Genomic DNA, 15,883 nt, shown 5'->3' with positions numbered 1-15,883 from the left:
TAATCGATCCAAATTAGCTAGCCAAGCTTATTTCCTTAGTATTAGGGCATATTCCTTGTCTTAGTGTTCACCGCAGTCTTTGAGCATATGGCCTTTTTCTTTCACAAAGACTAAGGCCCCTAATAATGCGTTAAAGGCTCAGTTGATAGAACATTAATACTTATTTTTGCCCTCCTTAAATCATTACGACTTGTCTGAGGCATTAGTCATTATACCAACCTACAACGAGAAGGAAAACATCGAGCGAATTATCCGTACGGTATTCGCTTTGCGTACCGATTTCCACGTCTTGATCGTAGATGACAACAGCCCGGATGGTACCCAAGACATTGTTAAGCACCTGCAGGGTGAATATGAGCATAAGCTTTTCCTTCTTCCAAGGGCGGGAAAACAAGGCTTAGGCACCGCTTATATAGCCGGTTTTAAATGGGCGCTGGAGCATCCTTATCAATTCGTATTTGAGATGGATGCCGATTTTTCGCATGATCCTCACGATCTCGAAAAACTGTATGCCGCCTGCAAAGATGAAGGCTATCACATGTCGGTGGGCTCGCGTTATGTAAGAGGCGTAAATGTGGTAAACTGGCCTATGAGCCGAGTATTACTGAGCTACTTTGCTTCTCGTTATGTCCGAATTATTTTGGGGATTCCCGTAGAAGATACCACCGCCGGTTTTGTTTGCTACCGCCGGGAAGTACTTGAAAAAATCAATTTCGCTAAAATTCGATTTGTGGGCTATGCCTTCCAGATTGAAATGAAATTCATCACCTATAAGCTGGGCTTCAAAATCAAAGAAGTTCCAGTGATTTTTACCGACCGAACCTTAGGTAACTCCAAGATGAGCACAGGCATCATCAATGAAGCTATCTTTGGGGTCTTGAAACTTAAACTCCGAAGTCTACTCAGACGCCATCAATAGCATTTTTTCAATGAAAAAATTTCTGATTAAAAATGCACGCCTCGTAAACGAAGGCGAAGTTCAGGAACGCGACCTCTACATTGCTGAGGGCCGTATCGTGAAGATTGATCAGAACCTAAGTCAGCGCGATAGCGACACTACCATAATCGATGCCGCGGGATCATTCGTATTACCCGGTATCATTGACGATCAAGTGCATTTTCGCGAACCCGGCTTAACTCACAAAGGCGATATTTACAGTGAATCTCGCGCCGCTGTGGCCGGTGGAATTACCTCCTATATCGAGCAACCCAATACCAAACCTGCAGCCACAACTATCGAGAAGTTGGAAGAGAAATACGCTCTGGCAGCTGAAAAGTCCTGGGCCAATTATGGCTTTAACTTAGGGGGTGCCAATGATAATATTGATGAGATCCGCAAATTAGATCCCACCAAAGTACCCGGTGTAAAAGTATTTATGGGCAGCAGTACCGGCAATATGCTGGTAGATGATCGCAAGGCCCTGGAATTGATTTTTTCCGAATCGCCAGTTCCGGTAATTACCCACTGCGAAGACGAAGAAACCATCCGCACCAATTTGGCTAAAGCCATGGAAGAATATGGCGACGATATCCCAATGGAAATGCATCCGGATATCCGCAGTCGCGAGGCTTGCCTGCTTTCTTCCAGCATGGCGGTAGAACTGGCTAAAAAGCACAATACCCGTTTGCACGTATTCCACATAAGCACGGCAGATGAATGTGATTTATTCGAAAAGGATGTTCCCCTCGAAGAAAAATTGATTACCGCTGAAGCCTGTGTGCACCATCTTTGGTTTAGCCGTGAAGACTATAAGCAAAAGGGCAGTCATATTAAATGGAACCCAGCGGTTAAAGAAGCTTCTGATCGCGACGCCATTTTAGAAGCGGTTATCGATGGTCGTATTGATGTATTAGCCACTGATCATGCTCCTCATACTCTCGAAGAGAAGAACAATCCCTACACCTCGGCTCCCAGCGGTGGTCCCTTGGTTCAGCACTTCCTTCCGGCGATGATGGAATTTGTACGGGATGAAAAATTGCCCATTGAATTATTAGTAGAAAAAGCCTGTCATAATCCTGCCAAGATCTTCAACATCAAAGATCGTGGCTTCTTACGCCAAGGCTATTGGGCTGATATAACTATTGTGGATCCTAGTCGCCCCTGGCGTGTGGCCAAAGAGAACATTCTCTATAAATGTGGCTGGTCTCCATTCGAAGGCACCACCTTTAGAGCTAGGGTTTCCCACACTTTCGTGAATGGCGCCCTGGTTTATGAAAATGGCAAGGTCCTTGAAACCAAAGCTGCACAACGCCTCGAATTTGATCGTTAAACGCATTATCCTCATCCTGATTGGCTTAAGCTTTTTACAAGCCTGCGGACCCGATGCCCCACCCAAATCGGAAGACATTCCTGATTGGGTAATCCCCGAGGATAAAATGGTGAAAATGCTCACCGACGTACACATTATTGAAGGCGCCCGCATTGGCACCAAAGTTTTAGGAGATAGCTTAAGTGCTAAGGATCATTACGATGTGCTATGGAAAAAGTATCAAATTAGCCCTGAAATTTACGATAGCTCTTTCCGCTTTTACAGCCGTAATGCTGAACGCATGGACCTGATGTACGAAGAGGTACTAACCAACCTCACTAAACTGAGTTCCGAAGTACAAGCCAATGGTGCCGAGGAGGACAATGAAAAAGAGGCAGATTCCTAAACGGGAAAATCTTGGCGATAGCATTCAGCGATAAAAGCAACACTGCTATTAATATCCCTAAACTCTATCCCAAGCTCACGGCGCGCCTTATCATTCTTATAATAGTATTTCCCCTGAGCAGTGCGAGCTGTTTCCTTTGTCACTAAAGGCCTAGAGCCGGTGATTTTACTTTTCAAAGCTTCCCAACGCCAGGCAATTCCCGCCAACCAGGGCTTTACTTCCAAACTGGGAGGCGACACCTTCAAGGCTTTAGCAATTTCTGTGAATAAAGATTGATAGCTTCGGTTTTCCGCCGCAATAATGTATCGTTCCTTTTGTTCTCCGGCCGCTAAAATGCACAGGGCCTCTACCACATCACGAACGTCAACATAGGCGTTTATCCCCTGAGTATAGAACTTAAATCCCTCAGCGATATTTCTGAAAATAGCCGCTGATCCATCATTCCAGGTTCCTGGGCCCAAAATGATACAAGGGTTTACCATCGCAGCCGATAAGCCCTCTTCAATACCCCGCCAAACTTCCATTTCAGCGGCGTATTTACCCTTGGCATAATTCGAGTTCTCCTTAGTTTCTACCCAATAGCTTTCCTCGTCAAACTCATGTTGATCCGGTTTTCGACCCAAAGCTGCTACACTGCTCACATGTATAAAGCGGGAAACTTGATGATGCAAAGCCGAATTCACCACATGAGCCGTAATCTTACGGTTTCCCTCAATTAAGGTTCTTTCATCGCGGGGATCAAAGGATACAACTGCAGCGGTATGGTAAAAGATGGAGGTTCCAAGCACTGCCTCGTCTACCTCAATGGGGTCCAGGAGATCGGCTTCCTTCCATTCCAGATTCATCTGGAAATCAGACAAATTATCGCCATAATAGGCAAAGATGCGCTCCACTAAGCTGCGGTCTGAAGAAGCCCTGTGTAAGGCCCTTACCTGCTTGCCTTCTTTGAGCAGTCGGTGCACTAAATGTGAACCCACTAATCCGGTAGCGCCACTTACGGTATGCAACATCTTTTTTTTGCGAAGTTAATTATCCCGCTTTAATGCCCGCCCTCTAAGGGCAATGCTATAATTTTGCGAGGAAAATATTTTCGGATGAGCAATTTTGTAGAAGAATTACGCTGGCGCGGGATGTTGCATGATGCCATGCCCGGTACTGAGGAGCAATTAGCTAAAGAAATGACTTCAGCCTATGTGGGTATCGACCCAACCGCTGACTCCTTGCATATCGGTCACCTGGTGAGTATTATGATGTTGCGTCATTTCCAAAATGCCGGTCACCGTCCTCTGGCCTTAGTTGGTGGAGCCACAGGTATGATTGGTGATCCTTCTGGAAAAAGCAAGGAACGTAATCTGCTCGACGAAGCCGCTCTTCGCCATAACCAAGATGCCATCAAGGCTCAATTAGCCCTCTTCCTGGATTTCGATAGTGATGCCCCCAATGCCGCTCAATTGGTGAACAACTACGATTGGATGAAGGAATTCAGCTTTCTGGATTTCATTCGCGATGTAGGGAAGCACATTACTGTGAACTACATGATGGCCAAGGATTCGGTTAAGAAACGCTTGAGTGGCGAAGGTGAAGGCATGTCTTTTACCGAATTTACCTACCAATTGGTTCAGGGATACGACTTCCTGCACCTTTACCGTGAGTTCAATTGCAAATTGCAAATGGGCGGATCAGACCAGTGGGGAAACATCACCACCGGAACGGAGCTCATTCGTCGTAAAGAAAGTGGTGAGGCATTTGCCTTAACCTGTCCCTTGATAACCAAGGCAGATGGAGGAAAATTTGGGAAAACCGAAGAAGGCAATGTTTGGTTAAGCGCCAAATACACCAGCCCTTACAAGTTTTACCAGTTTTGGCTCAATACTTCGGATGCTGATGCCGAGCGCTATATCAAGATTTTCACCATGCTAAGCAAGGAGGAAATTGTTAGCCTGGTTGAGGCACATCAAGCCGAAGCGCATCTCCGCCAATTGCAAAATCGCCTGGCAGAAGAGGTAACCACCATGGTGCATGGAAAAGACGCCCTGGATAAGGCCATTAAGGCTTCCCAAATCCTGTTTGGAAAAAGTACTGAGGAAGATCTGCGCGATCTGGATGAAGAAACCTTATTGGATATTTTCAGCGGAGTTCCCCAATTCGAAATCAGTGCAGCTCAGCTAGCTACTGAACCCGAAATTGTAAACTTCCTGGCTGAGGAAACCAATATTTTCCCTTCTAAAGGTGAGGCCCGTAAAATGGTTCAAGCCAATGGTGTAAGCATTAATAAGAGCAAGGTAGGGATGGACAAAAAGATCGGTGAAGCGGATCTGATTGCCGGTAAATTTATCCTAGCACAAAAAGGCAAGAAGAACTATTTTTTAGTGCGCGTAAATTAAAGAGCGAGGAAGGTATAGATGATATCTTCCATCACCTCTTTTTGCGAATCACTTACTTTATAGAAATAGTAGATTTTAAAGTCTCCGTCTTCCACGAATTCTTTGATCTTCTCTATTTCTACCGTATGATCATTGGTGATAATGGTATAAGGGCTAGAGCCGCGGAATACAACGATAAGGCGGAAGTCTTTTTGCTCGGAGCTCACCTTATCGGTTTCATAAATTACCTGGGCTTCAAAGCCTTCAAACTCGCGTGATTCCGCATCGTTGGCCTCCCAAAGTTCCGCAAATCGCTCTTGTTGCTCACTGCGGTTCTTCAAGGCTAAAATTTTGGAAATCTCTTCTTCAGGGATACTACCATCTTCAATCTTAGTTTCGAAAACATATCCTTGTACTACTGCGCAAAGACGAGTATCACTGCGAAATCCTTTCAGGGTATCGATATCATATAAACGCAGAGCTTCCAAAGCCTGGCCAATTTTTGCCCCTTCCTCATCATAAAAGGCTGCTCCGGCCGAAAGACGATTATCTGCTACATCCGCTGGTTTCAAAAACACTTTTTTGCGCGCCTTATACCAGCCATCTTCTGGCTCATAAGTGTAGATATGTTCACCAGCGTTCAGCTCAAAAATGGCAGAGCCACGGGCCTTTTCGGAGAACTGGGCCTTTTCTTCCAAAATTTGAGCTTCCAATGAATAGCCGGTAAATACCGCTAAAAAACTAAGAAGGAGAATGGTTCTTTTCATATTAATCAATTCGCTCATAAAACGTTAAAAGCAGTTTTTTAGTTGGTTAGCCAATCATAAGATTACAACCACGCACCTCAGCGCGATCAAAGCGTCCTAAAACTTCGAAACTAGCATCTTCATAACAACGACCCAAATCCTGGGTTTCAATAAAGGCGCAAGTATCCATATTGGCCAGATCGATAATGTTGAGCCCACCGGTTTTACCAAAGGATGCCCTGCTAAATGGATCTTCCATTTCTCGACTATAAACCCGCATGGAATCGGGTGGGTAAAAGAGCCCATCTCCCCGACTATAAGCCTGCGAAAAAAGCTCTGTCATTCCATATTCAGAATGAATAGCATCAACTTGAAAGGCCCCTTTAAATATCTGATGCAAATCCGCTCGAATTAACTCTTTACGTCGGCCCTTCATACCTCCGGTTTCCATAATAATTTGACCGGATAGATTCTGAGGAAATTGCTCAGCCAGGTCCCATAAAGCAAAGCTTACGCCCAGTAATAAAATCTTTTTTCCAGCTGCTTGCTTGGCTTTAAGCTTATCTGCCAAAGCTTCTAAATTATGCAGGTAAAAGCCACTATCAGGATCGCCACTTAAATTAATAAAGTGCTGAGCCATGCGCACCAATGAAGATCCTTCACGCTCCAGATAAGCGGGCAGAAGGGCTAAGACACAAAGTTCTTGAATGGGTCCATAAGTGGCTTCAAAAATTCTTTGGGTTCGGAGATCGTAAAAATCGGGATCATAAGCCGCATGTTTACTTTGGCCATAGCCTCCGGTTCCGGAACTGCGGAAAAACAATTCGGGTTCCGCTTTAAAAATGCTAAGCTGTTTTTGTTTGAAGAAACCGATGGGTAAAAATGGGATGTCTTCCAGGCTATTTACCCGGTCTGGAGTTCCTTTCACATAGTCACACCATTGCCGGTAAACAGGATTATGCTTGTATTGAATTTGAAATAAGTCCATTGCGGCCTTTTCAAATTCCAACTTTTCTCCCGAGCCTAGCGTCTCTTTTATACCTTGGTAAGCGGAAATTTTATTCGCTTCTTGTACGTTTGTAAACATATGCCAATGCGCTTCACAAAGATACTTATCCTCGCGAGCCTCAGTTTGTTTCTGATCATTGCCTGCGAACAAAATCAAAAATTTGGTGATGTTCCCAGCCTAAGCTGGCGTAAAGCGAGCTTTCGTTATCTGGGTGATACTGCCGATAACCGACGGGTTATAGACCTTACCGTTTATTTTACCGATGGTGATGGAGATATTGGCCGCGAAGACGAAAATAGCTCCGACACCTGTGATCTGGATAATTACGAACGCTTCTTAGAGCGCTATGACCTCTTTATTTACTACTATGAACAGGTGAATGGCGAATTCCGCGAAATAAACCCACAAGACAGCTGCCTGCCTTTCCACAACATCTTACCTAACCTCACCCCTACCGGGCAAAATAAAACCCTGGAAGGGGAAATAACCACTCCCTTCGACTATGCCAATTTCCCGGTATTCAATACCGATTCGATTCGCTTTGAATTTCTATTGATAGACCGAGCCGGGCATGAAAGCTCCCGAATAATCGGGAAACCTATCGCCATAGATTAATTAGTACTTATAGCTCTGATGGATAGCGCTACTTACATTGGTAGCGTGATCTACAATGCGCTCCATTTCTGCTAAAAGATCGGAATAGTACATCCCGCTCTGAATACGGTATCTACCCTTCTCTACTTTATCGATATAATCACTTTTTAAACGACTAAAAAGCTCGTTTACATTGCGTTCTACCTTACGAGCCTCCTCGTAGAAACTTTGATTTTCCTCAGCGTCCACATTTTTCACCATCAGGTCTAAACTACGAGACACTAATTCGGATAACTGCATTACGCTATTGCGCATTTCCGGGGTGAAATAAGCCTTTTGTTGTTTGCGATTGGTAAGATTCCTACTTACTTCTAAGTAGATATCGCCAATACGCTCTAAATAATTGGCTACATGCAACATGCTGCGCACTCGACCCGATCCTTCGGCACTTAAATCCGATTGACTCACCTTACTGAGGTAATTGGAAATCTCCATTTCCATCCGATCCGAAATATCCTCATACTTCTGAAGCTTAGCCACATAAGACTCCAGCTTCTTTTCGTCCATTTCCGTAATCAGGAGTGGAATAAATTTATAGGCCTTGCGAATAAGATCGGCGAACTTCACCAATTCTTTTCGAGCTTCAATCATGGAGAGCTCAGGCGTAGCCAATAGGCTGCTGCCGATATAGTCCAGGCTAAAGAGCTCATCTTCGCTACTGCGTGAGGGCACCATCCAGGTGGCAACCTTAACCAGAAACTGCACCAGGTTATAGAAGATAAGCAGATTTAGCAGGTTAAAAGTGGTATGGAATAAGCTCAAGGCCAAAGGAATAACCTGGTCATTATCCATGGGGTTTGCCCCGAAGAGTATATCACTGAGATAGGCAATTACATTGAGGAAGGGGCCAATCAATAATACCGCCCAAATCACCCCTAAGAAGTTAAAGAGAAAATGCGTCCGTGCGGAACGCTTAGCATGCACATTCCCAACTACTGCCGCGATATTGGCAGTGAAGGTAGTACCAATGTTCTCTCCCAAAATAATAGCCGCTGCCAATGGGAAAGAGATTAAACCATTGGCAGTAAACACCAAGGTTAAGGCCATAGCAGCACTGGAAGACTGTAATAAGAAAGTAGCCAGCATCCCCAGGCCAACAAATAGGAAGCTTACACCCACATTCTGTAACCAATCCCCTTGGATGAACTCATATTGCTGTAAGAAGTTTAGCAAGAAGCTATTCTCTTGCCAGGCGGGCATTGATTCCCGCATAAAGGATAAGCCAATAAATAGAATGGCAAATCCGAAAATCGCCTCTCCATATAAACGCAATTTAGCCTTAGCTAAAAAGAGCATAGGAAAGCCAAAAGCCAGAATTGGCAAAGAAAGCTGACTGATCGATAATTTCCCCATCCCCAAAACCGACACCAGCCAAGCGGTAACCGTAGTACCCACATTGGCCCCCATGATTAAGCCCACGGAATGCTCTACGGTAATTAATCCTGCATTCACAAAGCTGATAATCATAACCGTGGTTGCAGAGGAAGATTGTAAAATTCCTGTAACTCCAAAACCCGTTAATACCCCCCAGGATTTGTGAGAGGTCATAGCACGCAAGGTTCTGCGCAATCGAGCCCCGGCAAATTTCTGAATAGCCTCGCTCATCACCTTCATTCCGAAGATGAACAAGCCTAAGGCTCCAATCAGGGAAAGAATATTATAGAGTAAGTCAGCCAAATTCATAAGCTTAAAAAAGGACCCCCGCTTGGCGAGGGTCCTTCAGCTAATTCTATTTTAATCTAATACTAGCGTAGAACCATTTTGCGGATCACTTCTTGATCTTCGGTTTTCACCTTCACCAGGTAAATTCCGGCCGCCAAGTTAGTTAAATCCACTTGCAATTCTTTGTCAGTGCTTAGCTTGCTGTAAATCAGGGCACCATTCAAATCCATGATCTGAATTGATTTTTCCTGAGTGTTTCCTGAAGCAATAGTGAACACGCCATTACTTGGATTTGGATATAAGGTTAAGCTTTCACTTAAGATCTCATCCAAACCAATTGGAGACTGATCACCAGGGCTACCTACATCACCATTGATAGAGGTATAAGCACCATTTACGCCATCTACAGAGGCACCTACAAGAGCACCCATCATATCGAACTCAAGGCTGAAACCAGCAGTTACGTCGGCTCCTGTATATGCAGCCGCAGAAATCAAACGACCGGCATCATCATAAAGGTTTACTTCATCGCCATTAGAGCTAAAGCCAGAGAAGCCATTATCAAACTCATCTCCTTCATTTAGGATTAATAAGCCTTGACCATTTTGTTTCCACTCCGTTTCCCAGGCAGCTACATCAGCATCAGCAACTTCTACGAAAAGAGCTGTTCCATTAGCCGGAATCTGTACGCTGCTAGTAATGGTATGCTTACCGGCTTCGCGGCTGTCATCATCCCAGCTAAAGCCGTTCAGGTTAACAGAGCTAGTACCCATGTTACGTACTTCGAACCAATCCCCATCAACAGGAGCACTTAAGCTGCTGCTAGGCATTACTTCGCTGATGTACAATTCAGGTAAAGTAATTGGAATAATGTCATTGGTATCGCGAGGGAAAATTTGGTAACCTTCATCGTGAGGAATGCTTGAGTCGAACTGACCACCGGCACCGATCACATCAAAGTATCCCATTGGAGGCTGGGTACCATCAATGTCGGTATCGCTATCAATACGCATTACCAGGGTATCTTGTCCATTGGTGATTTCCATGTTCACGCTGCTACCTGCAAATACAGGCCAGGTGCTAGGATCTACTAAGTAGTAACCGTTCAAACGGATGTAGTCACTTTCGGTTCCTTCATCCAATCCGTAAACCTGACGAGGTTGACGTAAAGTAACACCACTCGCGATTAATGCGATAGAGTCTACCTGAATTTCGGTTAAGCCATTGTAGAATAAAATGGTACCAATGGCGCGGATAGAATCACCACGTTGTACTTGATATCCACTGGCTACATCATCAAAGTTGAATACGTTGATCGCTCCGGTAGCATCGTACATATAGAAGCTATAACCATTGTTTCCATCAAAGTCATCGGTAAATACCGTACCTACCAATTTACAAGTTACCCCTAATGAATCGGGAATAAAGTCGGCATCTACACCTCTTACCTGTCCAATGGTATAAGTAGGAATATCATTGTCTTCGATAATGAAGGAAGTGCTGGTTTGAACACCTGCAACTAAACCGGCACTAACACCGATGATATCTACATATAAAGTCTCATTACCTTCAGTAATCAAGTCGTCAATTACGTTAAAGGTGATTGATACTGAATCGGAACCAGCAGGCACAACCAAGTCTAATAAACCGGTTACAGGATCGGGAGCGGGGCTAATGGTACCATCGCTAAATCCTAAGCCAGCACCTGGAGTGAATTGTAAGTATACCGTATCGGCAGTGCTGTTGGTTGGAGCAACATTTAAAGTAAGGTAAGTAGTACCAATGCTTTCGATGGCACTTTGAGTAGGCATGGCAAACTCAACGGTGGGAACCGCAGGAACCACACAGTTGCTGCTATGGTTACCGAAGAAACTAAAGGTATTGCTAGGATGCACATCCCACTCGGTAGCTCCAATCGCCCAATTAGTTTGACCATTGCTTACAGTGGCCATACGTACTAAAGTATTGTTAGCCGTAGAACCGCTTCCTACAGGCCAGTTAGAACCGGGATCAACTCCGATAACACCAATTATATCGATGGTGTCTCCCATTACAGTATCTACCAGGAATAAGGCATCATCACCATTAAAGTGGGCCACACTTGGGTAAGATAAAGCGGTATCAGCAATCGCCAACATGGTTGGATCTGCTAAACTATTTACAATGGTATAAACATCGCCTGAGGCTAAAGTTCCCATTAAGTTGAACTCAGCCAGAGCAGAACCACCATTGGAACTCATATATACTTTATAAGGACCCAGGTCTAAGTTTCCGGCAGTGGGATTATACACCTCAAAGCCTTTATTATTAGAAGAACCCTCGATATACTCACTAAAGAAAGGAGCGCTACAAGGAACAGCTACTACAGCAGGAATAATGTCGGTAGAATCGCGAGGTAAGATTTGATATCCCTCATCAAATGGAGAGCTGCTATCATACTGTCCGCTGGCACCAATCACATCAAAGGGACCAGTAGGAGCCATTGTTCCGTCAATATCAGTATCGCTATCGATACGCATAATTACTGTATCTACTCCATTCGTGATATCTACACTAGCGCTGTTACCCGCAGTAGGCCATTGTGAAGGAGTAATCAAGCTGTATCCATTTAAACGGATCAAATTTCCTTCTGTAGACTCATTAGCTACGGGCACATTCATTGGAGCATTTAAGCTGATTCCGGTACCTAATACCTGAATAGAATCTACTGCGATTTCCAATAATCCATTAAACTGATCGATATCTCCGAATACGCGAATCGAATCTCCACGGCTTACTTGATAACCATTGGGCTCATCAACAAAATCAAAAACATTGATACCGCCGCTATTATCATACATAAAGAAGGAGTATCCTGCATTACCATCGAAATCATCAGTATAAACTACCCCGTCAATGGCACAGTTAACGTTTAATGAATCGGCAGCACCGTTGGCATCAAGACCGTTGATTTGAGAAACCTGATATAAAGGAACACCGTTAATAATGGTAGGCAATACCATGATATCGGTAATATCACGAGGATGGATCTGATAACCATTATCATAAGGTGAGCTGCTATCATACTGTCCACCAACACCGATAACATTGAAGGTTCCCATTGGAGCAGGGTTCTCATCAAGATCAGTATCACGGTTCACCCGTAAAGTGTAAGTATCGGTTCCATTAGTAATGCTTACGTTGGCATTGTTTCCTGATGAAGGCCATTGTGAAGCAGAAACCAAATAATATCCGTTTAATTGCACTAAGTCACTTTCGGTGCTTTCATCCAGTGCAGTTACCAAGCGGGGAGCGCGAATGGTAGCGGTTCCTAAAACCTGGATAGAATCAACATTGATTTCGGTAAGGCCATTGTAAAAATCTACATCACCGAATACGCGGATTGAATCACCACGGCTTACTTGATATCCGTTTGGCTCATCTGAACCACGGTAAATGTTAATGGCGCCGGTATTGTCATATACATAGAAAGAGTAACCGGTATTTCCATCAAAATCATCGGTAAACACCACTCCGTCGATAGAGCAGTTTACCCCATTTGAGTCGGGAAAGAAGTTAGCATCTAAAGTATTGATCTGAGAAATAGTGTATGCCGGTACTCCTACAGACGCTATTCCCGCCGCGTTGGAAGTTGGCATTGAACCGGCCTGAGTAGAGGCTGCGGTTGCTTGGGTATGACCTGGATGAGAAATCATCAAGGCGGCTACAGTAGCCATAAATACCGATAATTTTCGCTTCATAGTAAGGGATTTAAGACAAGCAAAGGAAGGTCTTTTTTCAAGATCCTTCCTTCGCCGAAGATTATCAAATTTTTAATTCGGTAAGTCTGCCGAAAGGTATTAATAAAAGCTGTAAGTATAACCGATACTAAAGGCTGTTCCGGGCTGCAAACGATTGAAGACCTGAGCGTTGGCATCATAAGCCTGATACAAACTCTCGCGAACATCATTCAATAGGTTAGAAACCTTAATATTCAAAGAAGAGCGACCTTCTTCTCCGAATGTTTTATTGAAAGTTAGATTCAGGCTATGGAATGGCTCCGTGTATACATCAGGTGCAAGGTTACCCCCCACAATCTCAAGCGTACGACCTTTCACATTATAAAATACACCAGCGCTTATGCCTTTATCGGTATTATCGTAGCTAAACCCAGCATTAATGATATAAGGTGCCTGACCGGCCATTTGGCGGGTGCGCTCAATGGTTTGCCCTACTTTTTCATAGGTCTTACGGGCATTGAACTCTGCATCGGTCATATCAATACGAGAGTAGGTATAGGTAAAGTTACCCGAGAAAGCGATGTTTTTAAGGCTCTCTCTGATGAAAGATAAATTCTTACGCAATTCGAATTCAGCACCAATCAAGGTACCATTACCTACATTTCGTGGTTGGAAGTCGCGTAAGGCTACCGGAATACGAACCAATTCGATTGGTGAGTCGAAAGCTTTATAGAAAGCGCTGATCGAAATTATATCGGCACCATCCAAGAAACGCTCTAAACGTAAATCGAAGTTATTGATACGAGTAGATTCCAATTGGCCATTCCAATCATTATATTGGAATAAACCACCATTGAAAGTACGGTTGGATACCGGATCCAAAATCTGGGCAAAAGACAATTCCTTAAAAGAAGGACGAGCAATGGAGCGATAGTAAGAAGCTCTTAAGTTCATATTGTCATTAAGGGCATAGATCAAGTTAGCGGATGGGAATAAATCCAAAGCGTCCAATACCACATCATTGTTCAAGGTATTTCCAGTTGGATCATTCGGGTTTTGAGCCGCTACTTGATCACGACCGGTATGACGTTGCTGGAATAATTCTGCTCTTAAACCAATTACCGCCTTTAAAGATTCTAAGGGTTTAAATTCTTCTGAAGCGTAAAAACCGAAGTTGTTTACATTCGATTGATACTCATTCGGGTTGGTTTGACCATCCAGCAATTCAGGGTTATAATAAAGACCCAAATACTGACCTACATTACTATTATACTGATATAAATTAGGATCAGTAAGTACCGCATTAGGATCTCCGGAAAACTGAATAGAACCGGTTTGATTAGAAGTCCGCTCATTCAAATTGTAGCGGTAGATCGAATAATCACGGTACTTAAATACGTGGCTCATTCCGAATTTGAATTTCGCATCATCCCCCATTAGGGTATGAGCGCGAATCACATCCACCTTACTTACGAGGTTTACCTCACTTAAGGAACGCCAGATTCGACTAGGTAAGCCCCCTTCACCGGGATCAAAAGTTGAATCACCACGATCTATGGAGAATGCTGTTTTACGAATATCCGGATCCGCTAATGAAGAAAGGGTTGGAGATACCTTCCAGTTAATTTCCCAATCACCACCGTCCAAATAGTGCTCACCCGCTAATAACAAGTTGGTTAAACCGCGTTGGTTGTATTCCAGGTTATTTGAAAAAGCATAATAATCTGAAACTTGAGCCGCACCATCCTTAGCATCAATACTCAATTGAGCGGAACGGGAGGTTCCATTTTGCAAGTGCATTGCGGTGAATTTGTACTTAGACATTAAAGTCTTGTACGTAAATCCGGCCAAACCGCCTAAAAGCACATTTTGCTCTGCCAGTTTACCTTTCTGGGTAGTTGCCTCAATTAACTGGTAATCTTCCGGATCACGATCGCGCTGCCACTCACCATATTCGATATCATCGTAAAACACCCGTGAATTATCGTAGGTTAAAGAGAAGATATAGCCCAATTTATTTCCGCTTTCGAGGCTGTATTGATTCCCCATGGAAATGCCTAAACTGTAATCGGTAAAACTGGTGTTTTGCTCGGCGCCTAAGGTGCGGCTGAAGTTTTTATTGAAATCTACAGCTTCTTCATCATCAAAGAAAGGAAGCGGTCCACTACCATCTGCACGTGGAATCGCACGGGTACCGTCATCAAAACCTAAAAAGTCGGTAGAACCGCCTTCGTAGCTAATGTAATCTGAATTAAAGTGCATCGCAGGATTAAAGCCCACGCCAACCGAAACATCTAAAATGCGATCGGTAGGAAATTCCTGAGTTTCGATATTAACTACACCACCGGTAAAGTCGGCTGGCAATTCGGCCAATCCACTTTTTAGCACGGTAAGGTTAGAAATCAAATTAGTGGGGAAAATGTCGATCTGAATGGAGTTTTTATCCGGGTCCAAACCTGGAATATCCACACCGTTCAACATAGTTTTGGTATAACGGTCTCCCAAACCGCGAACATAAACGTATTTACCGCCTTCTACCGAAACACCGGTAACACGTTTAGCAGCATCTCCTGCATCGCTATCTCCGGTTTTACGGAGTTTAGCGGCAGAAACACCATCAATTAAGTTAGTTGACTTTCGCTTTACCGTTACCAGGGCGGCTTCGGAATTACGAACGGCTTCGGAGGTAACTACCACCTCGGCTAATTGGTTGCTGGCAGGCTCGAGGGTAACCGCTTCTACCACGGTTACTTCACCTGCTTTTACAACTATATCGGTAACCACCAAGCTCGACATACCAATGAAACTAATCTCTAATTGATAAGTTCCTGGATCTGCCTGAAGCTCATAATAACCGTCAAAATCGGTAGTGGTACCAATTTGAGTTCCTTTAATTACGGCATTGGCCGCAAAAAGAGGCTCCCCGTTTTCACCATCGATAACCTGTCCCCGAATGGTTCCTTTTTGAGCAAATAACAAGATTGGGAAACAGAGAAAGGCCAGGGCTAATGTAGACTTGAAGCTTTTCATTGAATAGGGTGTAAAAAAATGGGAAAAGCCTGCCCTCTATAAGGC

General features: G+C 44.1%; 11 protein-coding genes. 5 read left to right on the top strand and 6 right to left on the bottom strand.

Going from position 1 to position 15,883, the window contains the following annotated elements:
- The first annotated feature begins 190 nt into the window (after window positions 1-190).
- Genes ACO05P_RS14330 through ACO05P_RS14320 form a run of 3 tightly spaced genes read left to right on the top strand, consistent with a single transcriptional unit; the run spans window position 191 to window position 2,655 of the window.
- A complete protein-coding gene (locus ACO05P_RS14330) occupies window positions 191-919 on the top strand; it encodes a polyprenol monophosphomannose synthase (protein ID WP_421751867.1) in 729 nt (242 codons plus the stop codon).
- 10 nt (window positions 920-929) lie between these two features.
- Window positions 930-2,270 (top strand): dihydroorotase, encoded by a 1,341-nt coding sequence (locus ACO05P_RS14325; protein ID WP_421751866.1) that lies wholly within the window; start codon window positions 930-932, stop codon window positions 2,268-2,270.
- Window positions 2,260-2,655 (top strand): DUF4296 domain-containing protein, encoded by a 396-nt coding sequence (locus ACO05P_RS14320; RefSeq protein ID WP_421751864.1) that lies wholly within the window; start codon window positions 2,260-2,262, stop codon window positions 2,653-2,655. Before ACO05P_RS14325 ends, ACO05P_RS14320 begins: the two co-directional genes overlap by 11 nt.
- Here ACO05P_RS14320 and ACO05P_RS14315 read toward each other — a convergent pair.
- Window positions 2,652-3,665 carry an NAD-dependent epimerase/dehydratase family protein gene (locus ACO05P_RS14315; RefSeq protein WP_421751862.1) on the bottom strand — a complete coding sequence of 338 codons (1,014 nt, stop codon included), beginning with the start codon at window positions 3,663-3,665 and terminating at the stop codon, window positions 2,652-2,654. The two genes, ACO05P_RS14320 and ACO05P_RS14315, sit on opposite strands and share 4 nt — an antisense overlap.
- Before the next feature lie 84 nt (window positions 3,666-3,749).
- On the opposite strand from ACO05P_RS14315, the gene tyrS reads away from it, so the two are divergent.
- Entirely contained in the window at window positions 3,750-5,039 is a 1,290-nt protein-coding gene (tyrS, locus tag ACO05P_RS14310; protein ID WP_421751860.1) for a tyrosine--tRNA ligase, read from the top strand.
- Here tyrS and ACO05P_RS14305 read toward each other — a convergent pair.
- Together ACO05P_RS14305 and ACO05P_RS14300 are read right to left on the bottom strand one after the other, a co-directional pair.
- Window positions 5,036-5,785 carry a hypothetical protein gene (locus ACO05P_RS14305; protein WP_421751858.1) on the bottom strand — a complete coding sequence of 250 codons (750 nt, stop codon included), beginning with the start codon at window positions 5,783-5,785 and terminating at the stop codon, window positions 5,036-5,038. The genes tyrS and ACO05P_RS14305 overlap by 4 nt on opposite strands.
- A gap of 46 nt (window positions 5,786-5,831) precedes the next feature.
- On the bottom strand, window positions 5,832-6,803 hold the full coding sequence (locus tag ACO05P_RS14300) for an acyl transferase (RefSeq protein WP_421754918.1): 972 nt from the start codon (window positions 6,801-6,803) through the stop codon (window positions 5,832-5,834).
- A 54-nt stretch (window positions 6,804-6,857) separates the two neighbouring features.
- On the opposite strand from ACO05P_RS14300, the gene ACO05P_RS14295 reads away from it, so the two are divergent.
- Complete coding sequence (locus tag ACO05P_RS14295) at window positions 6,858-7,388, top strand: hypothetical protein (RefSeq protein WP_421751856.1); 531 nt, start codon at window positions 6,858-6,860, stop codon at window positions 7,386-7,388.
- On the opposite strand, the gene ACO05P_RS14290 is transcribed toward ACO05P_RS14295, so the two are convergent.
- From ACO05P_RS14290 to ACO05P_RS14280, 3 genes are all read right to left on the bottom strand, one after another.
- Window positions 7,389-9,104, bottom strand: a complete 1,716-nt coding sequence (locus tag ACO05P_RS14290; RefSeq protein WP_421751854.1) for a Na/Pi cotransporter family protein — start codon at window positions 9,102-9,104, stop codon at window positions 7,389-7,391.
- Window positions 9,105-9,172: 68 nt separating this feature from the next.
- Window positions 9,173-12,829 (bottom strand): DUF5689 domain-containing protein, encoded by a 3,657-nt coding sequence (locus ACO05P_RS14285; protein ID WP_421751852.1) that lies wholly within the window; start codon window positions 12,827-12,829, stop codon window positions 9,173-9,175.
- Between the two features lie 99 nt (window positions 12,830-12,928).
- Complete coding sequence (locus ACO05P_RS14280; RefSeq protein WP_421751850.1) at window positions 12,929-15,838, bottom strand: TonB-dependent receptor domain-containing protein; 2,910 nt, start codon at window positions 15,836-15,838, stop codon at window positions 12,929-12,931.
- Window positions 15,839-15,883 lie beyond the last annotated feature (45 nt).

This window comes from Croceimicrobium sp., from assembly GCF_965228705.1.
Lineage (GTDB): Bacteria > Bacteroidota > Bacteroidia > Flavobacteriales > Schleiferiaceae > Croceimicrobium.
The sequence above is the reverse complement of the archived record's forward strand: the minus strand, read 5'-3'. Positions and strand labels throughout refer to the sequence as shown.

Excerpts from the sequence above, each read along its gene's own strand:
- ACO05P_RS14325 (WP_421751866.1), top strand. The coding sequence starts at position 930 with ATGAAAAAATTTCTGATTAAAAATGCACGCCTCGTAAACGAAGGCGAA.
- ACO05P_RS14315 (WP_421751862.1), bottom strand. The coding sequence starts at position 3,665 with ATGTTGCATACCGTAAGTGGCGCTACCGGATTAGTGGGTTCACATTTA.
- tyrS (WP_421751860.1), top strand. The coding sequence starts at position 3,750 with ATGAGCAATTTTGTAGAAGAATTACGCTGGCGCGGGATGTTGCATGAT.
- ACO05P_RS14305 (WP_421751858.1), bottom strand. The coding sequence starts at position 5,785 with ATGAAAAGAACCATTCTCCTTCTTAGTTTTTTAGCGGTATTTACCGGC.
- ACO05P_RS14295 (WP_421751856.1), top strand. The coding sequence starts at position 6,858 with ATGCGCTTCACAAAGATACTTATCCTCGCGAGCCTCAGTTTGTTTCTG.
- ACO05P_RS14285 (WP_421751852.1), bottom strand. The coding sequence starts at position 12,829 with ATGAAGCGAAAATTATCGGTATTTATGGCTACTGTAGCCGCCTTGATG.
- ACO05P_RS14280 (WP_421751850.1), bottom strand. The coding sequence starts at position 15,838 with ATGAAAAGCTTCAAGTCTACATTAGCCCTGGCCTTTCTCTGTTTCCCA.